Source organism: Paenibacillus sp. PsM32 (assembly GCF_030433815.1).
Classification (GTDB): Bacteria; Bacillota; Bacilli; order Paenibacillales; family Paenibacillaceae; genus Saccharibacillus; species Saccharibacillus kyungheensis.
Genome location: NZ_JARUWY010000012.1, coordinates 91172 through 111600, shown reverse-complemented (window position 1 = coordinate 111600; position 20429 = coordinate 91172). Strand labels below are relative to the sequence as shown.

Below are 20429 nucleotides of genomic sequence, written 5' to 3'. Positions count from 1 at the left end.
TATCCATCCCTTCTCTATATATGGTTTATAAAAAAATACATTCATTTGATATTCAATCTGATCAATTATTCTTTATTCGGATCAGTCAGTGCAAACATGATTTCGCCTTCAGCAACGACTGTACCATTAACCGTTGCTTTGGCCTGACCTTTACCAATGGAAGCTTTCATGCGGGTAATTTCTACTTCTAATTGAAGGGTATCTCCAGGCACAACCTGTCCACGGAAACGAACACCATCGATCCCTGCAAACATAGCTAGTTTATTACGGTTAGCTTCCATTTGTAAAATAGCTACTGCACCTACTTGAGCTAACGCTTCAACAATCAGCACACCTGGCATTACCGGATAACCCGGAAAATGTCCTACGAAAAAAGGTTCATTGATCGTTACATTTTTGATCCCTACTGCACGTTTACCGACTTCCAATTCCAGTATGCGATCTACCAGTAAAAAAGGAGGACGATGCGGTATAATCTCCTGAATTTGTTGTACATCTAACACAACCAAAACCCCTCTCATTTTCAACAGTATAGGTTCACTTCTATTCTCTCTTTACAGTTGCTTCTCTACATATCATGCGCATCTGTTCAGAAAAGATTGGTTCCCCTGCATTGTCCCATATAATATGTAAGCATTTTTTAGTCATTTTAAGCATTCCACATCATTATAACGGTTTCGACAACAAAAATAAAACTCCTGCATCAGCAGGAGTCTTTAAAGGTCATGGTGCAAAAACAAGTTGAAAAATATGCGCCCATGTTTCTGGATATAATACATCCGATATATTTTGTTTGCCAATCATAGCATAACCTACTGCTAAGCCTGCTATCAAAGCAACAACAAATCCAACGATCACTAATAGTACACGTAGTGTTTTGATACCTGCCGAAGAAGATCGAGTGGCTGGCTTCTTCTCCGGCTCTTTTCTCTCAGGTGCAGCAGGTTTTCTCACAATTTTTTTGTTAGGAGTTGCTTTCCCTTGAGCTTTAGCCGCTTCTTGTACGGCTGCGCGTCTACTAGCCACGAATACTATTGGTAATACTCATCATATTATCACTAGAAGATAACGTACGTGCTGCCAGCTGATATGCACGTTGCACTGTAATCAATTCAGACATTTCTGCACTCAAATCGACATTAGAACCTTCCAAAAATCCCTGACGGATTTGAGTTGTTGGTGACATCGTGCCTACAACATCATTCAAGTTCGCTCCGGTAGGTAACATGAATAAGTTCCCATCCATTTGTGTAAGACCTTCTGGATGAATGACACGATCTACTTGAACCGTTTGTGGAAGGACTGTAATTTTGCCTGCGCTATTTGTAGAACGAACAACACCTTTGTCATCGATCTGGATATTGGTTTTGGCTGGAACTTCTAGAGGAGCAGATACACCTCTAGCATTTTTCCCCATAAGTAAATAGCCTTGATCGGTTGCCATAAATGCTTTGGTCGGATCGGTTGCTGACGGTACGAAGTGGAAAGAACCTTCACGTGTCCAACCTTGCTTACCATCGGCACTCACTGCAAACATACCGTCACCTTGAATAGCCAAATCGGTTGGATTATTAGTCGTCTGCATTTCACCTTGAGCTGTATTCATCGTCACATCGCCCATACGAGCACCAAACCCAAGATTGTACCCAGCACCTGTTACACGACCTGGCAAAGCAGACGCTGCACCTGGTTGCTGTTTGACAGCGGTAAATACATCTTCAAATGTAGCTTGCTTTCCTTTATATCCAACGGTATCGGCATTCGCAATGTTGTCAGATACCACACCCAGTTTTTGCTGGATACCGCTCATCGCCACCATTGCACTGATCATCGAATTATTCATTATTCTCCTCCTTTGCTAACCATCTATACTGCTATATTATACACGACCTACGTCATTGACTGTTTTGTCTAAGCTTTTATCATAAAATTGTACGATCTTCTGATTGGCTTCATAAGCACGAAGTGCTGCTGTTAAATCAACCATTGAAGCGGCTGCATCTACTGTAGAACCTTCCAAATAACCTTGACGAACTTCTACATTATCGCCTGCTTGCAATTGTCTCACACCTGCTGTAGCTGGATCTGTTACACGAAATAATCCATCACCTGCACGAGTCATCTGACCCGGTAGATTCACTACAGAAATTCCTAAGCGTCCTACTGTAGCACCATTCAATTTGGTTGTGATATTTCCTCTTGAATCAAAATTATAATCATCGATCGAACCACGTAGTGTAATCGGATTCCCTGTTGCGCCTAATACCTGATTACCTGTAGATGTCAATAGTTGTCCTGCTGCATTCAATTGAAAATTACCGTCACGCGTATAACCAGTCTCACCTGTTTTGCTAGTTGCTGTAAAAAAAGCTTGTGGACGATACGTCACAGTACCGTTTTCTGCTACATATTTACCAGAAGCATCGAAAGGAATGTTCTGCCGGGTTGTCGGGTCTGCCAGATTAATCTCTGACACCAAAGCAAAGTCGTCTGCCGAATTCGTCTGACGCATATCACCTTGTACATTCATAGAGATACTTTCTTCTGCCAGTACGCCTGTGTTCAAACGACCAATGTTTTGGTTGCTTGCTCCTTGATCTCCATTATTTAGCGAGATCAGCATTTCTGGAAAAGAACGTTCAATACTCTCTACTTGCTTGTATCCAGGGGTATTTACGTTTGCTATATTTTGCGTCACGGTATCATGGCGACGTTGCTGAGTGATCATACCTGAAGCAGCCGTATATAGACCTCTTAACATTACCGGACACTCCTTTCGTGTTCAATATATGGGTGATTCTGATGGTTTATATCCAAGTTTCCGTCTCATCATTACATTCTACTCTTATATATCGGTTAGACTAGAACTTTTTTTTAGAGACTTTGTCCAAATTATTTAACATAATTCCTGTTCCTTTAACAACACAGTGCATAGGATCTTCTGCAACCAGTACAGGCACATGTAATTCTTGCGATAATAATTCTTCTAACCCGTCTAACATCGCTCCGCCACCTGTCAAAATAACACCGCGATCAATAATATCTGCGGATAATTCTGGAGGCGTCTGCTCTAACACAGTTTTGGCTGCTGCTACAATCGACAAAATTGTATCGGATAATGCTTCTTGTACTTCACCTGATGAAATTGTGATTGTTTTAGGCAATCCGCTTACGATATCACGACCACGAATATCCATTTCTCTTTGCACACCACCCGGGCGTACTGTCGCAATATTAATTTTGATATCTTCTGCTGTACGTTCACCGATCAGCAATTTATATTTATTTTTGATATGTCTAATGACCGATTCATCGAATTTGTCTCCAGCAACTTTTAGTGAAGCTGAAGTTACAATATCACCCATAGACAATACAGCGATATCGGTTGTACCTCCACCAATATCAATAACCATATTACCACTTGGTTCGAAAATATTCATACCTGCTCCGATCGCTGCTGCTTTGGGTTCTGCTTCTAAAAACACTTCTTTGGCACCACTGCGTTCTGCTGCTTCACGAATCGACTTTTGCTCAACAGAAGTGATATTGGTAGGTGCACAGATCAAAATACGAGGATGGCTATACCAGCTACGAGCGCCTACTTTATTAATAAAGTGTTTAAGCATCGTTTCGGTCACTTCAAAATCTGCAATAACTCCATCACGAAGTGGACGAATAACGACAATATTTTCCGGTGCCCGACCGATCATACGTCTTGCTTCTTCACCGACAGCAAGTACACGTTTGGTTGTTGTTTCTATAGCGACTACTGAAGGTTCGTCCAACACGACACCTTTTCCTTTTACATGAATCAAAACATTTGCTGTACCTAAATCGATTCCAATATCCTTGCTGAACATATCAAGAGCCTCCAAAAGTTCGTATTTCCGGTAACAAAGCACCGTCCGTTATTTTATGCTTTTACATCATCTGAGAGCCTATTCACTGGTTATGTATGATATGTTAACGAATAAACGTTCTCCGGCAACGATCAGTTCAGCGAAAAAAGTATGTATATGGGCCCACTATAAAATGAATGCAAAAGGCTGACTTATTAAAATTAGCATAATTACCAAGGGTATTCAACGCCATTGTTCGTCATTTTTGGAAAAGAAACTGTCATATATACCAAAAGAGCCAGACTATAATCAGTCTGACTCTTTAATATACGTGAATTACGATATCAAAAGCGATCTAATGTTCGCCTATAGATACATTAAATTCATATACTGTTTTTAAGCAAGTGTTGGTTGAACGTTCAAAGTAGCTGTGTTTACTTTTTCTGTTTTGTCAGAAAAAGCAGCCATTTGTTCTTCTACCGCAGGTGTAGGTTCTTGAGAAGGTTCTGCTTCTTCCAAGCGCCAGATATCTGCTCCCAATCCAGACAACTTCTCAGCCAAATGCACATATCCACGATCGATATGGTGCGTTCCACTAACTTCTGTTGTTCCTTCAGAGATCAAACCTGCACAAATCAATGCAGCTCCTGCGCGCAAATCTGTTGAGCATACTTTCGCGCCCACTAGACTTGCTCCACCTGTTACGATCGATGTTCTACCTTCAATACGAATCCCCGCGTTCATCAGGTTAAACTCATCGACATGCATAAAACGATTTTCAAATACAGTTTCGCTAATAATACTAGTTCCTTCAGAAGCAAGCATTAACGCCATCATCTGTGCTTGCATATCTGTTGGGAAACCAGGGTAAGGTAAAGTTTTTAAGTCGACAGCACGAAGTGGCTTATCTGCAATAACCTGCACTCCATTTTCGTCTGGAATGATCGTAATACCCATCTCTTCCATTTTAGAAATAACAGGACCCAAATGATCAGCGATAGCACCTTCCACGTACACGTTACCACCAGTGATAGCTGCGGCAACCATATATGTACCTGCCTCAATACGATCAGGTATAACTGTGTGTTCTGTACCGTTAAGAGATTCTACACCTTCAATGCGAATAACACCTGTACCTGCTCCGCGAACTATAGCACCCATACTGTTAAGGTAGTTAGCCAAGTCTACAATTTCAGGTTCTTTAGCTGCATTCTCAATCGTTGTAGTACCTTCTGCAAGAGTAGCTGCCATCATAATGTTTTCAGTAGCGCCTACGCTAGCTACGTCTAGATAAATCTTCGCTCCACGAAGTCTACCATCACATTTTGCTTCGATGTAGCCTTGCCCCAAATTAATCTCTGCACCCATAGCTTCAAAGCCTTTAAGATGCTGATCAATAGGTCGTGTACCAATTGCACAACCACCAGGTAAAGAAATACGAGTTTTACCCAAGCGAGTCAACAATGGACCCATAACCAAGAAAGAGGCACGCATTTTGCTTACCCATTCATACGGTGCTTCACAAGAAGTTAATTCTTCTGCATTGACCTGAATAGTCTCATCTTGGTATGTAACAACCGCTCCTAGCGATTCTAATACCTTACTAATCGTCATTACATCGTCAAGAGAAGGTGCGTCATGAATAACACTTACACCATTTTCTCCAAGTAGTGAGGCAGCAATAATTGGAAGAACAGAATTCTTAGCTCCGCTAACTTTAACACTTCCTGTTAATCGCTTGCCACCGCGGACGATAAATTTGCTCATTAGGGTTCCCTCCGCGCGTCATTTTGCTTATCCGGCATTACACAATGACGAATCAGATCAAGCTGAACATAGTTGCATACAGACCATGGTATCTGTCTGTTATTTAATCTAATTCATCTTTCAGATTCGTGTGATTGTACAATACCCTATTGCATAAATTTTAGTTTTTAATGTAGTAGGTGAGAATCATACAACTGTTTGGTTTCAAAAAAATAGTCTAACACACTTATAACCACACTGTTCACATTCAAAACATAAATCGGATAGACTGTGTCCAGCGGATATAATCCAGCAGGAAGTTGGATACGAAATGCCCGAGTACAATCGACAATAACAAATGGAGCAATTTGCCGGCAGCACTTTTGGGATAACGAATCAGTAAATCAAGTTTTAAATTTTGCAATGCCCACCAGGACAGACCAATACAAAGGAGCGATATGAATATGGATAGTAAACCGTTCACACCGACAGCGGACACTGTATCTACCGTACTCATTTTTGAAATAGCTCCCTCCTTTATTGCTTACTCATTAATCATCCTTTTATACGGACTATTCTATAATACTTGCACAGCGTTAAAGAATCTAGTCCCAAATTTACAAAAATCAGCATTTTCTTGTCATATTGGTGTTATTTCAGAAAATAACTGCATTTTTAAAGCATTTTTCTCAGCAAATAAATAAATCTTACTGAAATAAAAATACTAGGGATACGCCTAAAGACCTAACATTTCTCAAAAGACAATCATTCTCAAATCTGTGAATCTCTATTATATGATCAAAACGAACTCACCTATAATAGCACAAGCCATTTTTATAGACAAATTAAAAAATAAAAACCGGACCCTATATAGCGGCCCGGTTATATACATTTAACGGTTCTCACCAGCTGAAGATACTTTAAGACGATTCATTGCTCGTTGTAAAGCAAGTTCAGCCCGGCGGAAGTCAATGTGATCTTGAGTCGACTTGTTGTTGAGACGGCGCTCAGCACGTTCTTTTGCTGCTCTTGCACGTTCAATATCAATATTGTTCGGCAATTCTGCACTATCTGCCAACACTACTACTTTATCAGCACGGACTTCTAGAAATCCACTCTGAATAGCTACCACTGTTTCTTTCCCATTGACTTTGTACACCAATGGAGCGACTTCTAGTGGAGTAACCATCGGAATGTGACCTGCTAGAATCCCAAGTTGACCTTCTACACCTGTGGCTCGTAATTGATCCACCTGTTCGGAAAACACCAGACGTTCAGGTGTTACAATTTCCAATAGAAACGTGCTCACTTTCATCCCTCCTCACGTTTTGCAGGCATATAATTTACAGTGTTTTTGCTTTTTCCACTGCTTCTTCAATCGTGCCTACAAAGAGGAATGCTGCTTCTGGAAGATCATCATGTTTGCCATCTAAAATCTCTTTGAAGCTACGTACTGTTTCTTTAACAGGTACATAACGTCCTTTGATTCCAGTAAACTGTTCAGCAACATGGAACGGTTGAGACAAGAAACGTTGAATTTTACGCGCACGCGATACAGTCAACTTATCTTCTTCACTCAATTCATCCATACCCAGAATTGCAATAATATCTTGTAGCTCACGGTAACGTGCTAAGATTTGCTTAACACCTTGAGCGATATTGTAATGTTCTTCTCCAACAATTTCAGGATTCAAGATACGTGAACTGGAAGCAAGTGGATCTACTGCTGGGAAAATACCCATTTCAGAGATTTTACGTTCCAAGTTCGTTGTTGCATCCAAGTGAGCAAATGTAGTCGCAGGAGCCGGATCGGTATAATCATCCGCTGGTACATAGATCGCTTGAATCGACGTAACTGAACCTTTTTTAGTAGAAGTGATACGCTCTTGCAATTGACCCATCTCTGTTGCAAGTGTAGGCTGGTAACCTACCGCAGATGGCATACGTCCTAGCAATGCAGATACTTCAGAACCTGCTTGTGTAAAGCGGAAAATGTTATCAACGAACAACAATACGTCTTTTCCTTCTTCATCACGGAAATACTCAGCCATTGTCAAACCTGTCAAAGCTACACGAAGACGTGCACCAGGAGGCTCATTCATTTGTCCGAATACCATTGCTGTTTTGTTGATAACGCCTGATTCTCTCATCTCGTGATAAAGGTCATTACCTTCACGAGTACGTTCACCAACACCAGCAAATACAGAAATACCACCATGTTCTTGCGCGATATTATTGATCAATTCTTGAATAGTTACTGTTTTACCTACACCAGCACCACCAAACAGACCGATTTTACCACCTTTAGCATAAGGAGCTAGCAAATCGATAACTTTGATTCCTGTTTCAAGAATTTCAGCTTGTGTAGACAATTCGTCAAATTTAGGAGCTTGACGGTGAATCGGGTTTTTGATTTCAGCTACAACATCACCAGCTTCATCGATAGGTTGACCTAATACGTTAAATACACGACCTAACGTTACGTTACCTACAGGTACTGAAATAGGAGCACCTAGATCAAGAGCGTCTAGTCCACGTACTAGACCATCTGTGGAAGACATTGCGATACAACGGACAAGATTATCCCCCAGATGATTCGATACTTCAAGCGTCAAGTCGATTTTGTTACCGTTATCTAGCGTAGTTTCGACTTTGAGCGCGTGTAGGATTTCCGGAAGTTGACCACGTTCGAATTCTACGTCTACAACCGGTCCCATTACACTTACAACGCGACCTTTGTTCATTATCGTTTTCCCTCCTACTGACTTGCTGTATGCAGCGATGTCATCAAGCAATGCTATTGCACTTGCTTGTACATAATTATATTAATAAGCCGTATTAGCCTTGTGCGTTAGCCCCAGCGACGATCTCAGTGATCTCTTGTGTAATCGATGCTTGACGAGCACGGTTATAGACAAGTGTTAAATCTTTGATCATTTGAGATGCGTTCTTCGTTGCGCTACCCATGGCTGTCATTCGAGCACCCTGTTCACTAGCTTTACCTTCAAGCAAAGCGTTGTAGATCAGTGTTTGTGCATATTTTGGCAAAAGAACTTCCAATACACCTTCTGCTGAAGGCTCGTATTCATAGCTTGCTTTGAGTTTATCTTCTTCTGCAACTTCTACAGATTCCATTGGCAACAAACGAGTTGAACTTGGAACTTGTGTTAATGCATTGATAAACTGGTTATAACATAAGTAAAGCTCATCGTATCTGCCTTCTTCATATCCTTTAACAGCCTCGTAGGCTAGAGATTTGATATCGGCATAGGTCGGAAAGTCGGTCAATTCTGTCACTTCTTCTGTAATAGGAAGATTGCGGCGACGGAAATAATCGCGTCCTTTTCGTCCGATGATGAACAATTCGTACTGATCTGTCGATGTATGATTTTCCTTGATCTGATTGCTAACATATTTGAGCATGTTGGCATTATAACCACCCGCAAGTCCACGGTCGGAAGTCACTACGAGATAAGCAATCCGTTTAACAGGACGCTTCTCCAACATCGGATGATATACGCCTCTTGTTCCAGAAGCAATACTCGCAACCACTTCACGCAATTTATCGGAATATGGGCGTGCTGCTTGTGCCTTCTCTTGTGCTTTACGAAGTTTGGAAGCCGCAACCATTTCCATTGCTTTGGTGATTTGTTTTGTATTTTCTACGCTTTTAATCTGACGTTTGATCTCGCGCATACCTTTAGCCATATGATTTCACCACCTTAACCCTCTGAAAACAAGTTCAAAGTTGTTTCCTGAATCATGGTTGACCACAGTCCGACAGATTGGCTATCGGAGCTGTAGCAACTTCATTGCAGAACATCTATTTTCGATCAAATGAAATTAGTTGGAGGTAGCAAAACCTTTTTTGAAGGTATTGATTGCATCTACCAATGCTTTTTCATTATCAGCAGTCAAATCTTTTGTATCACGAATCGATTGTAAAACAGCATCCTGGCTGCTTGTCATATAAGCAAGGAATTCAGACTCAAAGCGGCGTACATCTGCAACCGGAATATCATCTAAATGACCTTTAACTGCTGTATACAAGCTCACTACCTGTTGTTCTACTAACAATGGTTGGTTAACGCCTTGTTTTAGAATTTCCATCATACGTGCACCACGATTTAGACGAGACATTGTTGATTTATCAAGGTCAGATCCGAACTGGGAGAACGCTTGAAGCTCACGATATTGAGCAAGATCTAGACGCAGTGTACCTGCAACTTTTTTCATTGCTTTAATCTGAGCAGAACCACCAACACGAGATACCGAAATACCAACGTTAATCGCTGGACGTTGACCTGCATAGAACAGATCAGCTTCCAAGAAAATTTGTCCATCTGTAATCGAGATTACGTTTGTAGGAATATAAGCAGATACGTCAGAAGCTTGCGTTTCAATAAATGGCAATGCTGTTAAAGAACCGCCACCTTTTGCATCACTAAGCTTAGCCGCACGCTCTAGCAAACGGGAGTGAAGATAGAACACGTCACCTGGGAATGCTTCACGACCCGGTGGACGACGAAGTAGCAAGGACAATTCACGATAAGCTGCCGCTTGTTTGGACAAATCATCATAAATAATCAAAGCATGCTCGCCTTTATACATAAAGTATTCACCCATTGCACAACCTGCATATGGAGCGATGTATAGAAGTGGTGAAGGATCAGAAGCAGCAGCTGTTACGATAATAGTGTACTCCAATGCGCCATGACGACGAAGTGTTTCTACAACTTGAGCAACAGTTGATTGTTTTTGACCAATCGCTACATAAATACATTTTACGTTTTGACCTTTTTGGTTAATGATTGCATCGATAGCAATCGCTGTTTTACCTGTTTGACGGTCACCGATAATCAACTCACGTTGACCACGACCGATAGGAACCATAGCGTCGATCGCTTTGATACCTGTTTGCATAGGCTCATGAACCGATTTACGGTCAATAACACCAGGTGCTCCGCCTTCAACAGGACGGAATTCTGTTGCAGCAATAGGACCTTTACCATCTACAGGTTGACCCAAAGGATCGACAACGCGACCTAGAAGAGCTTCCCCTACTGGAACTTCCATAATACGTCCTGTGCGTTTTACTTGATCGCCTTCACGAATTTGTGAATACTCCCCAAGGATAACAACACCGACATTATTGGATTCCAAGTTCAAAGCCATACCCATTACGCCGTTAGAGAACTCAAGAAGTTCGCCTGACATTGCATTTTGCAAACCGTATACACGGGCAATACCATCACTTACTTGGATAACTGTTCCAACTTCAACGACTTCAATATCGTTTTTGTATTGCTCGATTTGACTTTTAATCAACGTACTGATTTCTTCAGGTCTGATACTCAAGTCAGTCCCCCCTATCTACTGTGCTTGTCTTTGAAAAGACTTTTCCAGACGATTTAACTTGCCTGAAAGACTTCCATCGTACAGCATGTCTCCGATGACGACTTTAAGTCCGCCAAGAAGAGTTTTGTCTACAATATTTTGTACACGAATCCGTTTGCCTGATAGTTGTCCGAATCTAGCCGTCACTTCTGCTTGTTCACGCTCATCTAAAGGATAAGGTGTGTATACAAAAGCATCGACTACTTTAAGCGTTCTACTTACAATTGCAGTATAACTATTCAATAACTCGCCAAATATGCCATATCGTCCACGCTCGATCAACAATGTAATCGTATGAACCAGCGGTTGTGATACTTTACCTGCAAAAGCAGTTTCAATCACGCGACGTTTGTCTTCAAAAGATACATTTGGTGTGGCTATAAAATTGCGAAGATCTGCATCATGTGCAAAAGCTTCAACGATTGCTTTTAGTTCTTGTTCCGTCTCTTCTACAGTACCATGTTCAGTTGCAGATTCGAAAAGGGCTTTGGCATAACGCGTAGATACTACTGTATCGCGGCTCATTGTCTAATCCCTACTTCTTTCAGATAGTTGTCAACCAACTGATCTTGAGCTTTGGCATCCACTTCTCTTTCCAGTACTTTAGAAGCGATCTGTACAGAGACGGCGCCGATTTCACTGCGAAGTGCAGCAACAGCTTTATTTTTCTCGCTTTCGATTTCACGAGCCGCTTCTTCTTTAAGACGCGTCGTTTCCTCTTTAGCTTGAGTAATTAATTGTTCAGCTTGACGATTGCTCGTCTGACGAGATTGCTCAATAATATCTTGAGCGTCCTTACGTGCTTGTTGAAGTGCAGCTTTTTGGTCTTCGACATATTGAGCTGCTTGACTGCGTGTTAATGCAGCTTCATCCATTTGCTGTTTAACCAGCTCACGTCTTTTCTCCATAACAGAGAATAATGGACCGAATGCATAACGGCTTAATAACCAATATAAAATCAGGAAAGCAATAATTGTAACTACAAGACTGCTCCATACAAAATGCAAATCAGCTCACTCCTTCCTCAAAACATCTAAATAATTCTCAGGTACCCTGCACGCTAAAAAGAAGGCGCGGATGGCTGTGGCCTTCCCCGCCAATGTGTGTGCTTGATTTACGCTGCTGCGTAGAAAATGAACGCCAATACTACACCGATGATTGGCAATGCTTCTACCAAACCTACACCGATAAACATAACTGTTTGCAATGTTGCTTTTGCTTCTGGTTGACGAGCGATACCTTCAACCGTTTTACTTACGATAAGACCGTTACCAATACCTGCGCCCAATGCGCCCAAACCTACTGCGATAGCAGCTGCTAGAAATGCTAATGCTCCCATTTAAAAATCCTCCTTAAAGATATGTGAGATAGTAAATTTATATTGAGCCCGGTATGAAGGTTATCCTACTTCCGAACTTTGAACCCTTACACAGTGACTGATGATACCAACTATTCAAAAGTTGCCGAAAATTGCCGATAGTATTTTAGTGATCTTCTTCCGTCTCTAGTGACTGTGATATGTATACCATAGCCAGGATCGTGAAGACAAAGGCTTGGATAGAGCCAACAAAGATACTAAATCCTTGCCATACAATAAGACCTACAACAGAAGCGATAGCTCCGTACCAGACGCCTGACATTTTAAGCAATACAGCAATAAGAACTTCGCCGGCAAAAATATTACCGAATAGCCGCATACCGTGTGTCAACAGTTTGGAGAATTGTTCGATCAAATTGATAGGGAAAAAGAAAAAGAACGGTTTGAAATAGTGTTTGAAGTATGACTTCGTATTTCTGACCATCCCTAAGTAATGGACAAGAACGAATACGATTAGTGCCAGACCCATCGCTGCTCCAGCATCAGCTGTAGGTGATTTCCACCAAGCGACTTCCACACCATGACTTCCTTTTGCCAGTCCGTCCACTACAGATGTTAATGGTTGACCAAAAGCAGTAGCTTTTTCTACGCTTGTGTAATCGAACACTAAACCAAATGGAAGCCCAAGCATATTGCTAACAAAGATGAACATAATCAAAGTCAAACCGAGAGAAAGAAAAGGCTTTCCTTTTTTGTAGTCCATCGTACTCGAAATTAGTCCTTGAACGAATTCTACGACCCATTCCATAAAGTTTTGCAACTTGCCTGGATTTTCTACCGAAAGATTACGTGTTGCTAGCTTCACTAAAATAAACACTACAGCACAACTAACAATCAACGCAATAATGATAGATAAATCAAAATCGATGCCCCCGACTTTTATCATCGGTGATTCATGCATTTTTCTCACCCCTTTCATTATCGGAGTTATCACGCTCATGGCGAGAAAGGAAATAACCGATAACAATTAGCGCGAATGGTGCGAACACCAAACTGCCAGCTAGGGCATGAATTTCAAACAAATGCGGGAACTCAATAGCAAGTACTACCGCTCCGATCGAAATTGCTGCACGTTGTGCAAACCCTAAACCCTTCGGTCCTCTTCTACCTGTAGCTGCTGCTTCAGTCATCATACTTACTTTTTTAGCTAAATATTTGGTGTTGATATAACTGACTGCCGAACCAATAATCATCCCAAAAGCAATCGGACGAGATTGAGGCAGGAATGCAACCGCTAAAAAGCAAAGAGCTAGAAAAACAAAGGTAGTCCGGGTCAGCCAATAAATGTAACTTGGTATTTCATTCATTCGTTTCCCCCACTATTTTCTTAATAATAAGAACAATACCGAAAATACCTAGAATCATACCTGCAAGTACTCCGAGTCCGGTTCCTATTCCTGCGCTATGCCATACTTGATCAAGCCAAGAACCGAACCAGAATCCGGCGAGTGTACATACAGCTAAATCTATTCCAATCACACTAACAAGTCCAACCGCTTTCCAGGGGTTCGAACTCGAATTGCTTGATTTGGGTTCATCTGCCATCCTACACTCCACCCTCGGAATCCCAGTTCATTGTACTGAATCGACTAAGCCTTTGTCAAACCATCTTCCTTTAACACATTAACGCAAGACTTTCACAGAACATCGTTGATATGAAGCGTTTTATCACACTAACCCTACAGTACCACTGTATACTGTGAAATCATTTTTCACAATACGGCTGTGGGACCTTTTTTGAACGTTGTGTGAAACTCTTCAGGACGATCCTCTAAAATACCATAATGATGCAAAATCGCATTGACAATCCGTGGCGATGCCTGACCATCACCATAAGGGTTGGAAGCTTCACTCATCGACGCATACAGTTCAGAGTCACTCAGCAATGCATGTGCACGCTCATAGATCTTCTCTTCATCTGTACCCACCATTTCAAGTGTACCTGCTTCTATTCCTTCTGGACGCTCTGTTGTATCACGTAGCACCAGTACAGGAACACCGAATGAAGGTGCTTCTTCCTGAAGTCCACCTGAATCCGTTAAGATCAGATGAGTATGCGGATAAAAATTATGCAAATCGACAACATCCAGAGGATCGATCAACTGAATGCGCGGATGATTGCCTAATATTTCATGAGCAGGTTCTTTTACAGCCGGGCTTGGATGAACTGGATACACAATCGCAATATCTTCAAATTCGTCAGCAATACGCTTGACCGCGCGGAAAATATTACGATGTGGTTCGCCTTGAGATTCACGACGATGTGCAGTCATCAAGATCAGACGTTTCCCTGCTGCCCATTCCAAAACAGGATGATGATAATCAGGCTGTACAGTATATTGAAACACATCTGTAACAGTGTTGCCTGTGATATACACGCTTGACGGCAGTTTATTTTCTTTCAATAAATTGCCTGCTGACCAACTTGTAGGTGCAAAGTGCAAGTCTGCAAGTACGCCTGTCAATTGACGATTCATTTCTTCAGGATACGGTGAAAGTTTGTTCCACGTACGTAATCCTGCTTCTACGTGACCGACATTGATCTGTTGCATAAATGAAGCATAACTTGCAAGGAAAGTCGTCAATGTATCTCCATGAACCAATACAATATCAGGCTTAACTTCTTGCAATACTGGCTCAAGACCACTAAGTACACGCATTGAAATCTCGTTCAAAGTTTGACGATCTTTCATAACATCCAGATCATAATCTGGAGTGATATTGAACACTTCAAGCACTTGATCCAACATTTGACGATGTTGCGCAGTTACGCAAACGATTGACTCAATATGTTCAGGATGCTTTTGCAATTCCAGAATCAATGGAGCCATTTTGATTGCTTCAGGACGTACACCGAAAATTGTCATTACTTTAATTTTTTTCATAAGTCTGGGATTACCTCGCTTTACTTGGTTCCGTACAAACGGTCGCCGGCATCGCCGAGTCCAGGTACGATATATCCATGCTCATCCAATTTCTCATCTAATGCAGCCACATAAATGTCTACATCCGGGTGAGCATCTTGAACAGCTTTTACTCCTTCAGGAGCAGCGATTAGATTCATCATTTTGATCTGAGTGCATCCACGCTTTTTCAGAACATCGATCGCAGCAATAGCAGAACCGCCTGTTGCTAACATCGGATCAATCACGATCAATTCACGTTCTTGTACATCGGTAGGAAGCTTCACATAATATTCAACCGGTTGGAATGTTTCTGGATCGCGGAACAATCCTACATGTCCAACTTTAGCAGCTGGCAATAATTTAAGTACGCCATCTAGCATACCCAAGCCTGCACGTAAAATAGGAATTAATCCAAGCATACGTCCAGAAATGACTTTGCCTTCTGTTTTGATTACAGGTGTTTCTACCGGAATTGATTCAAGTGGAATATCACGTGTGATTTCGTAAGCCATTAATGTTGCTACTTCGTCAACAAGCTCGCGGAAATCTTTCGTGTTGGTCTGTACATCACGAATAAATGTTAATTTGTGTTGAATTAAAGGATGATCGCATATTACTAATTTTGCCATGGTTTTTCCCTCCGGTACTTTTCAATAATAAACATTAGCTACATCCTATTTGCTGTCACATCAGGTTTTGTGGCCATTCCACAAAGCAAAAGGATTAGGGGAATACTATGTCGCCCCATAAACCTCGTCTATTATATCATTCCCTGTGGGCAATTTCATCCGATATCCTGTCGAATTATTTCTTTTTAAGAATGAGCACTTTAAGCATCCCTCAGACTGCTTCAAATACATATGATTTTTCACATAGCAAAATATATTAAACATAATGAATTTATCAATATAACGCTTACAATTACCAGATAAAAACAAATTCTACATCATTTCCACCCAGTCTTTTCTATTATAATGGTAAATTGCTTAAATGGGAGTAAATCTTTCAAATTTTTTTAAAAAAATAATGAAAAACCGACAGAAATAAGAATTTCTGCCGGTAAAATACAAGTTAACGATGTTAAGTCACTGTTTATTCACTTTTAAATTAATAATTCATTTGTTGGTACAAAGGAAATTGACTTGTAAGTTCAGCTACTTGTGCACTTGCTTGGGCAAGAACAGCTTCATCTTTAGGAGATTTGAGAGTCATCGCAATAATCTGACCGATCTTCACCATAGCTGCTTCATCCATACCACGTGAAGTTGCTGCTGGTGTTCCTAGACGGATACCACTTGTAATAAATGGACTTGTTGGATCGAAAGGAATCGCATTTTTGTTCGTTGTGATGCCTACAGAATCCAGAACATGTTCTGCTTCTTTACCTGTGATATTCACGCTGCGTGTATCTACAAGCATTAAGTGATTATCTGTACCGCCAGACACGATAGTCAATCCTTCGTCTACCAATGTTTGTGCAAGCACTTTTGCATTTTTGACTACATTTTGAGCATACGTTTTGAAAGAAGGATCTAATGCTTCTCCAAATGCTACTGCTTTGGAAGCAATCACGTGCATTAATGGGCCACCTTGTGAACCCGGGAATACAGCTTTATCTATCGCTTGTGCCCACGCTTTGGTACACATAATCATACCACCACGAGGTCCACGAAGTGTTTTGTGTGTTGTAGTCGTTACAAAATGAGCATGTGGTACAGGGCTTGGATGTTCTCCAGCTGCAACCAGACCTGCAATATGCGCCATATCCACCATGAATAGAGCACCTACATCATTTGCAATCGAAGCTAATTTTTCAAAATCAATCGTACGCGGGTATGCACTTGCTCCAGCTACGATCATACGAGGACGGTGTTTGAATGCTGCTTTGCGAACTTCATCATAATCGATCAAAAATGTATCTTCTTGTACGCCATAAGCTACAAAGTTATATAACAATCCAGAAGCATTTACAGGGCTACCATGTGTTAAATGTCCACCATGTGCAAGGTTCATCCCTAGAACAGTATCCCCTGGTTTGAGGGCTGCCAGGTAAACCGCCATATTCGCTTGTGCACCAGAGTGAGGCTGTACGTTAACATGTTCTGCACCGAATAATTGCTTCGCACGATCACGAGCGATATCTTCAACGACATCCACATGTTCACAACCACCATAGTAGCGTTTGCCTGGATAACCTTCTGCATATTTGTTCGTCAATACAGAACCCAAAGCTTCGATAACAGCTTCACTAACGATGTTCTCAGAAGCGATCAATTCGATATTATCACGTTGGCGCTTCAGTTCAAGTCCCATTGCTTCCAGTACTGCCGGATCATTCTTTCTTAATTGCTCCATCATTGTATAATTCCTCCTAGAGATCGGTTAGATAACTGCATTTGGATTACTTATTTAAAAGGATAGATCACTTATTAGATCTTATCGATCCGCATGAACCATCGGTGTGTAGACTGCTCGTTCCCCACCAATTAAAGGAGGACGTGTACGAGCGGCATTCACTCTAGCTTCGCCTACAAACCGAATCGAAGGTCGATAAGGAACAGCTATTCGTTTTAAATGCATACCGATAAGGGTCTCCCCAAAATCAATACCTGCATGAGCTTCAATCTGTTCTGCCAAACACGGATGAACAAATGTCTGATACGCATACGTTGCCATCGATCCACCAGCTTTGGGGATCGGTACTGCCGCTACTTCGTTATAATTGTAATGATCTAATGTATCTTGTTCCATAACCAGTGCTCGATTCAAATGCTCGCAACATTGAAAAGCCAAACGGAATCCATATTCTGCTTGAACTTCGCGAATGCCTTCTACCAGCGCTTCCGCTACATCCAATGTACCTGCCGTTCCGATATGCTTGCCTGCGATTTCACTTGTACTTCCACCGATGACCAGTAACTTGTTACTACCTAGTCCAGCTTCTTCTGCCAGTTCGCGTACGATCGCTGCTGCATCCAGACGAATCTGTTGTAATTTTTCCTGATTACTCATCGTTCAATCCTCCTTGTGCTTTCTTAGCTTATTCACTATCTGCAAAAGGTACGTGTACAATGCACTCGTTTTTTATTATAGCGTAAGCATAGGGCTGACTGCGACAATAAGATTGAAGTGGAAGATATAAAGTTGTAAGAACAAAAAAAGAGCACAACGTGCGCGAAAAATATCGCACGTCTGCTCTTTTGCCCAGGCGACCGGCCGTATGTTCCGATGCTCCATCGTGGTTCATCTCCACTCTCGTCGCCAGTTACATCGGATCTCTCTTATGAGTTACATCATAAGACATGTTTTTCGTAAAATCAATATCTATTCTAAAATTAACGTCTATCTTATTGTGTCCGGTACGCTTGAATTTTGTCGAGTAACTTTTCTAAAGCATTACGAATATCGGCTGCTGCCACTTCATAATCATCACGACTACCACCAAAAGGATCAACAATATCGAAGCTTGGAATCCGCTGTTGAATCTCGATCAACCGCTGACGATCTGCTGGATTGACTTCTTCGCCCAATGAACGATTCATTTCAATCGTTGCATATAAGCTATCCAGTTCTTTGAGATCGCGTAGCACTTTGTGATCATTTTCAGCATATTCCTTCAACGTGTACACTTTGCCTGCCGACTCTGGAAAATTGCGAATCACATGTTGCTTGTGACTCCCTGTTAATGTGAGTATAAGATCTGCCCAATGAATTGTTGCACCAGTCAAAGAGGAAGATAATAATTGTTCATGTATATTATGATCTTTGAGAACCGCGTCGGCATGACGGGATACAGACATTCCATCTACAGCAGCTACACCGGCTGAACGAACCTCCACATCGACACCGCGCTCACTCGCAAGCTTACGCATAAAACCTTCCGCCATAGGGCTTCGACAGGTGTTACCGGTACAAACGAACAATATGTGATGCATTCTCTGTACCTCCCGTATCATTATAATGTGAGACTTAGATTACCGGAAAGATAATCATTCCGTATCAATCATTATACCAAATTTGACGCATGTATTCACTATTTTCATACATAAATAATCTGACCGCCTGCAGCTTTGGATAAACGGTTCATTACCGCTACTCCTACCCCCTGCTGATCACAACCTTGCGCCATAATAAATGTAACACCTTCGCTATCTAATATACGCAAAGCCGCATACAATCGGTTCGCCGCTTCGGCAAGCGAATGCCGACTTCCCAGCGATAATACTACTGTATTCGCACTATTGATATTCGTTTCATCAAATACAAGTACACCTGTTTTCTCACCACGTGCTTGAGCTTGTACAATCTGTTGCTGTATATATTGATTGACTACTTCATCGTGCTCTCCCATCACAATTGTCATTGATCCTTGAGGAGCATAATGTGTATATTTCATCCCTGGTGAACGCGGGGTTAGTTCAAGAGAAGAATCTTGTAGCGCAGGATCGCGTATCACTTGAGTGGCAAATGAGGATAATTGTTCTTCTGTTATACCACCCGGACGAAGAATCATAATTGTATGATCGTTTTGTACCTGAATAACAGTCGATTCTACGCCAATCCCTGCACTACCGCCATCGACCACTCCATCAATCACAGCAGACAAATCTTCGATCACATGAGCTGCTGTAGTTGGACTAGGACGACCGGACTGATTCGCACTCGGAGCCGCCAGAGGACACCCAGAAGCGCTAATCAATCCTAAAGCTATAGGATGATCTGGCATACGAATTGCAACTGTATTTAATCCTGCTGTTACTAATGGAGAAACTGTATCAGGGCGTACAGGCATTACTAATGTTAACGGTCCAGGCCAGAAATGATCCATCAATGTCTGTTCCAACGGTCGAATCTCAGACACCAACGATCCCAATTGATCCATATGCGAAATATGCACAATTAACGGATTATCTGACGGTCTTCCTTTGGCAGTAAAAACAGATGCTACCGCATGTGTATTGCGGGCATCTGCTCCAAGTCCATATACTGTTTCTGTAGGAAAAGCGACAATACCGCCATTTGCCAAAATCTGTCCGGCTTCGCTTAATTGTTGTTTTATATGCTCTGAATGACGCACATCCCAACATGTACACAGAGAATTAGCTTGAACAGCTTGAGGCTTGTCACTGCTATTCTCTGTCTGGTTGTTCATCATCTCATGCC

Annotated in this window: 23 protein-coding genes and 1 riboswitch; all 23 genes read right to left on the bottom strand. The window is 41.6% G+C overall.

Translation table 11 applies throughout. The features are described 5' to 3' along the window. Positions 1-65: 65 nt before the first annotated feature. On the bottom strand, positions 66-521 hold the full coding sequence (gene fabZ / locus QCD85_RS19710; RefSeq protein ID WP_274171745.1) for a 3-hydroxyacyl-ACP dehydratase FabZ: 456 nt from the start codon (positions 519-521) through the stop codon (positions 66-68). Positions 522-723: 202 nt separating this feature from the next. Continuing rightward, positions 724-1026, bottom strand: a complete 303-nt coding sequence (locus tag QCD85_RS19705) for a DNA-directed RNA polymerase subunit beta (protein ID WP_273613774.1) — start codon at positions 1024-1026, stop codon at positions 724-726. Beyond that, complete coding sequence (locus tag QCD85_RS19700; protein WP_301263651.1) at positions 1019-1843, bottom strand: flagellar hook-basal body protein; 825 nt, start codon at positions 1841-1843, stop codon at positions 1019-1021. The genes QCD85_RS19705 and QCD85_RS19700 overlap by 8 nt, the downstream gene beginning before the upstream one ends. 36 nt (positions 1844-1879) lie before the next feature. Then, positions 1880-2761 (bottom strand): flagellar hook-basal body protein, encoded by an 882-nt coding sequence (locus tag QCD85_RS19695; RefSeq protein WP_273613776.1) that lies wholly within the window; start codon positions 2759-2761, stop codon positions 1880-1882. Positions 2762-2861: 100 nt separating this feature from the next. Beyond that, positions 2862-3860 carry a rod shape-determining protein MreB gene (gene mreB, locus QCD85_RS19690; RefSeq protein ID WP_273613777.1) on the bottom strand — a complete coding sequence of 333 codons (999 nt, stop codon included), beginning with the start codon at positions 3858-3860 and terminating at the stop codon, positions 2862-2864. Positions 3861-4235: 375 nt separating this feature from the next. Further along, complete coding sequence (gene murA / locus QCD85_RS19685) at positions 4236-5606, bottom strand: UDP-N-acetylglucosamine 1-carboxyvinyltransferase (protein ID WP_274171744.1); 1371 nt, start codon at positions 5604-5606, stop codon at positions 4236-4238. Positions 5607-5853: 247 nt separating this feature from the next. After that, complete coding sequence (locus QCD85_RS19680; protein WP_204826282.1) at positions 5854-6102, bottom strand: DUF1146 family protein; 249 nt, start codon at positions 6100-6102, stop codon at positions 5854-5856. Between the two features lie 375 nt (positions 6103-6477). Further along, positions 6478-6894, bottom strand: a complete 417-nt coding sequence (locus QCD85_RS19675) for a F0F1 ATP synthase subunit epsilon (protein ID WP_204826281.1) — start codon at positions 6892-6894, stop codon at positions 6478-6480. Between the two features lie 34 nt (positions 6895-6928). Next, complete coding sequence (gene atpD, locus QCD85_RS19670; RefSeq protein WP_204826280.1) at positions 6929-8329, bottom strand: F0F1 ATP synthase subunit beta; 1401 nt, start codon at positions 8327-8329, stop codon at positions 6929-6931. Positions 8330-8423: 94 nt separating this feature from the next. Beyond that, complete coding sequence (gene atpG, locus QCD85_RS19665) at positions 8424-9293, bottom strand: ATP synthase F1 subunit gamma (protein ID WP_273613779.1); 870 nt, start codon at positions 9291-9293, stop codon at positions 8424-8426. A 135-nt stretch (positions 9294-9428) separates the two neighbouring features. Beyond that, the gene (gene atpA / locus QCD85_RS19660; protein WP_273613780.1) at positions 9429-10943 is read right to left on the bottom strand and encodes a F0F1 ATP synthase subunit alpha; all 1515 of its coding nucleotides are present in this window, start codon (positions 10941-10943) and stop codon (positions 9429-9431) included. A gap of 15 nt (positions 10944-10958) precedes the next feature. Further along, entirely contained in the window at positions 10959-11507 is a 549-nt protein-coding gene (locus QCD85_RS19655) for a F0F1 ATP synthase subunit delta (protein WP_273613781.1), read from the bottom strand. Then, the gene (atpF, locus tag QCD85_RS19650; RefSeq protein ID WP_069328675.1) at positions 11504-11989 is read right to left on the bottom strand and encodes a F0F1 ATP synthase subunit B; all 486 of its coding nucleotides are present in this window, start codon (positions 11987-11989) and stop codon (positions 11504-11506) included. Before atpF ends, QCD85_RS19655 begins: the two co-directional genes overlap by 4 nt. Before the next feature lie 107 nt (positions 11990-12096). After that, a complete protein-coding gene (atpE, locus tag QCD85_RS19645) occupies positions 12097-12321 on the bottom strand; it encodes a F0F1 ATP synthase subunit C (RefSeq protein ID WP_069328676.1) in 225 nt (74 codons plus the stop codon). A gap of 145 nt (positions 12322-12466) precedes the next feature. Beyond that, complete coding sequence (gene atpB / locus QCD85_RS19640; protein WP_204826276.1) at positions 12467-13261, bottom strand: F0F1 ATP synthase subunit A; 795 nt, start codon at positions 13259-13261, stop codon at positions 12467-12469. Beyond that, a complete protein-coding gene (locus QCD85_RS19635) occupies positions 13254-13667 on the bottom strand; it encodes an ATP synthase subunit I (protein ID WP_273613782.1) in 414 nt (137 codons plus the stop codon). Before QCD85_RS19635 ends, atpB begins: the two co-directional genes overlap by 8 nt. Beyond that, positions 13660-13905, bottom strand: a complete 246-nt coding sequence (locus tag QCD85_RS19630) for an AtpZ/AtpI family protein (protein ID WP_273613783.1) — start codon at positions 13903-13905, stop codon at positions 13660-13662. Before QCD85_RS19630 ends, QCD85_RS19635 begins: the two co-directional genes overlap by 8 nt. 167 nt (positions 13906-14072) lie before the next feature. After that, complete coding sequence (gene wecB, locus QCD85_RS19625; protein ID WP_301263650.1) at positions 14073-15245, bottom strand: non-hydrolyzing UDP-N-acetylglucosamine 2-epimerase; 1173 nt, start codon at positions 15243-15245, stop codon at positions 14073-14075. A 20-nt stretch (positions 15246-15265) separates the two neighbouring features. Next, entirely contained in the window at positions 15266-15895 is a 630-nt protein-coding gene (upp, locus tag QCD85_RS19620; protein WP_069328681.1) for a uracil phosphoribosyltransferase, read from the bottom strand. A 478-nt stretch (positions 15896-16373) separates the two neighbouring features. Then, positions 16374-17624, bottom strand: a complete 1251-nt coding sequence (gene glyA / locus QCD85_RS19615; RefSeq protein ID WP_273613785.1) for a serine hydroxymethyltransferase — start codon at positions 17622-17624, stop codon at positions 16374-16376. A gap of 78 nt (positions 17625-17702) precedes the next feature. After that, positions 17703-18278 (bottom strand): TIGR01440 family protein, encoded by a 576-nt coding sequence (locus QCD85_RS19610; RefSeq protein WP_273613786.1) that lies wholly within the window; start codon positions 18276-18278, stop codon positions 17703-17705. A gap of 183 nt (positions 18279-18461) precedes the next feature. Then, positions 18462-18545: riboswitch (ZMP/ZTP riboswitch) on the bottom strand. Positions 18546-18613: 68 nt separating this feature from the next. Then, positions 18614-19201, bottom strand: a complete 588-nt coding sequence (locus QCD85_RS19605) for a low molecular weight protein arginine phosphatase (RefSeq protein WP_204826270.1) — start codon at positions 19199-19201, stop codon at positions 18614-18616. 104 nt (positions 19202-19305) lie between these two features. Beyond that, complete coding sequence (locus tag QCD85_RS19600) at positions 19306-20418, bottom strand: L-threonylcarbamoyladenylate synthase (RefSeq protein WP_301263649.1); 1113 nt, start codon at positions 20416-20418, stop codon at positions 19306-19308. Positions 20419-20429: the final 11 nt, after the last annotated feature.

Bases quoted from the DNA above. Each gene is read 5' to 3' on its own strand.
- fabZ (WP_274171745.1), bottom strand. From the start codon at position 521: ATGAGAGGGGTTTTGGTTGTGTTAGATGTACAACAAATTCAGGAGATT.
- QCD85_RS19700 (WP_301263651.1), bottom strand. From the start codon at position 1,843: ATGAATAATTCGATGATCAGTGCAATGGTGGCGATGAGCGGTATCCAG.
- QCD85_RS19695 (WP_273613776.1), bottom strand. From the start codon at position 2,761: ATGTTAAGAGGTCTATATACGGCTGCTTCAGGTATGATCACTCAGCAA.
- mreB (WP_273613777.1), bottom strand. From the start codon at position 3,860: ATGTTCAGCAAGGATATTGGAATCGATTTAGGTACAGCAAATGTTTTG.
- murA (WP_274171744.1), bottom strand. From the start codon at position 5,606: ATGAGCAAATTTATCGTCCGCGGTGGCAAGCGATTAACAGGAAGTGTT.
- QCD85_RS19680 (WP_204826282.1), bottom strand. From the start codon at position 6,102: ATGAGTACGGTAGATACAGTGTCCGCTGTCGGTGTGAACGGTTTACTA.
- atpD (WP_204826280.1), bottom strand. From the start codon at position 8,329: ATGAACAAAGGTCGCGTTGTAAGTGTAATGGGACCGGTTGTAGACGTA.
- atpG (WP_273613779.1), bottom strand. From the start codon at position 9,293: ATGGCTAAAGGTATGCGCGAGATCAAACGTCAGATTAAAAGCGTAGAA.
- QCD85_RS19655 (WP_273613781.1), bottom strand. From the start codon at position 11,507: ATGAGCCGCGATACAGTAGTATCTACGCGTTATGCCAAAGCCCTTTTC.
- atpE (WP_069328676.1), bottom strand. From the start codon at position 12,321: ATGGGAGCATTAGCATTTCTAGCAGCTGCTATCGCAGTAGGTTTGGGC.
- atpB (WP_204826276.1), bottom strand. From the start codon at position 13,261: ATGCATGAATCACCGATGATAAAAGTCGGGGGCATCGATTTTGATTTA.
- QCD85_RS19635 (WP_273613782.1), bottom strand. From the start codon at position 13,667: ATGAATGAAATACCAAGTTACATTTATTGGCTGACCCGGACTACCTTT.
- QCD85_RS19630 (WP_273613783.1), bottom strand. From the start codon at position 13,905: ATGGCAGATGAACCCAAATCAAGCAATTCGAGTTCGAACCCCTGGAAA.
- wecB (WP_301263650.1), bottom strand. From the start codon at position 15,245: ATGAAAAAAATTAAAGTAATGACAATTTTCGGTGTACGTCCTGAAGCA.
- upp (WP_069328681.1), bottom strand. From the start codon at position 15,895: ATGGCAAAATTAGTAATATGCGATCATCCTTTAATTCAACACAAATTA.
- glyA (WP_273613785.1), bottom strand. From the start codon at position 17,624: ATGATGGAGCAATTAAGAAAGAATGATCCGGCAGTACTGGAAGCAATG.
- QCD85_RS19610 (WP_273613786.1), bottom strand. From the start codon at position 18,278: ATGAGTAATCAGGAAAAATTACAACAGATTCGTCTGGATGCAGCAGCG.
- QCD85_RS19605 (WP_204826270.1), bottom strand. From the start codon at position 19,201: ATGCATCACATATTGTTCGTTTGTACCGGTAACACCTGTCGAAGCCCT.
- QCD85_RS19600 (WP_301263649.1), bottom strand. From the start codon at position 20,418: ATGAACAACCAGACAGAGAATAGCAGTGACAAGCCTCAAGCTGTTCAA.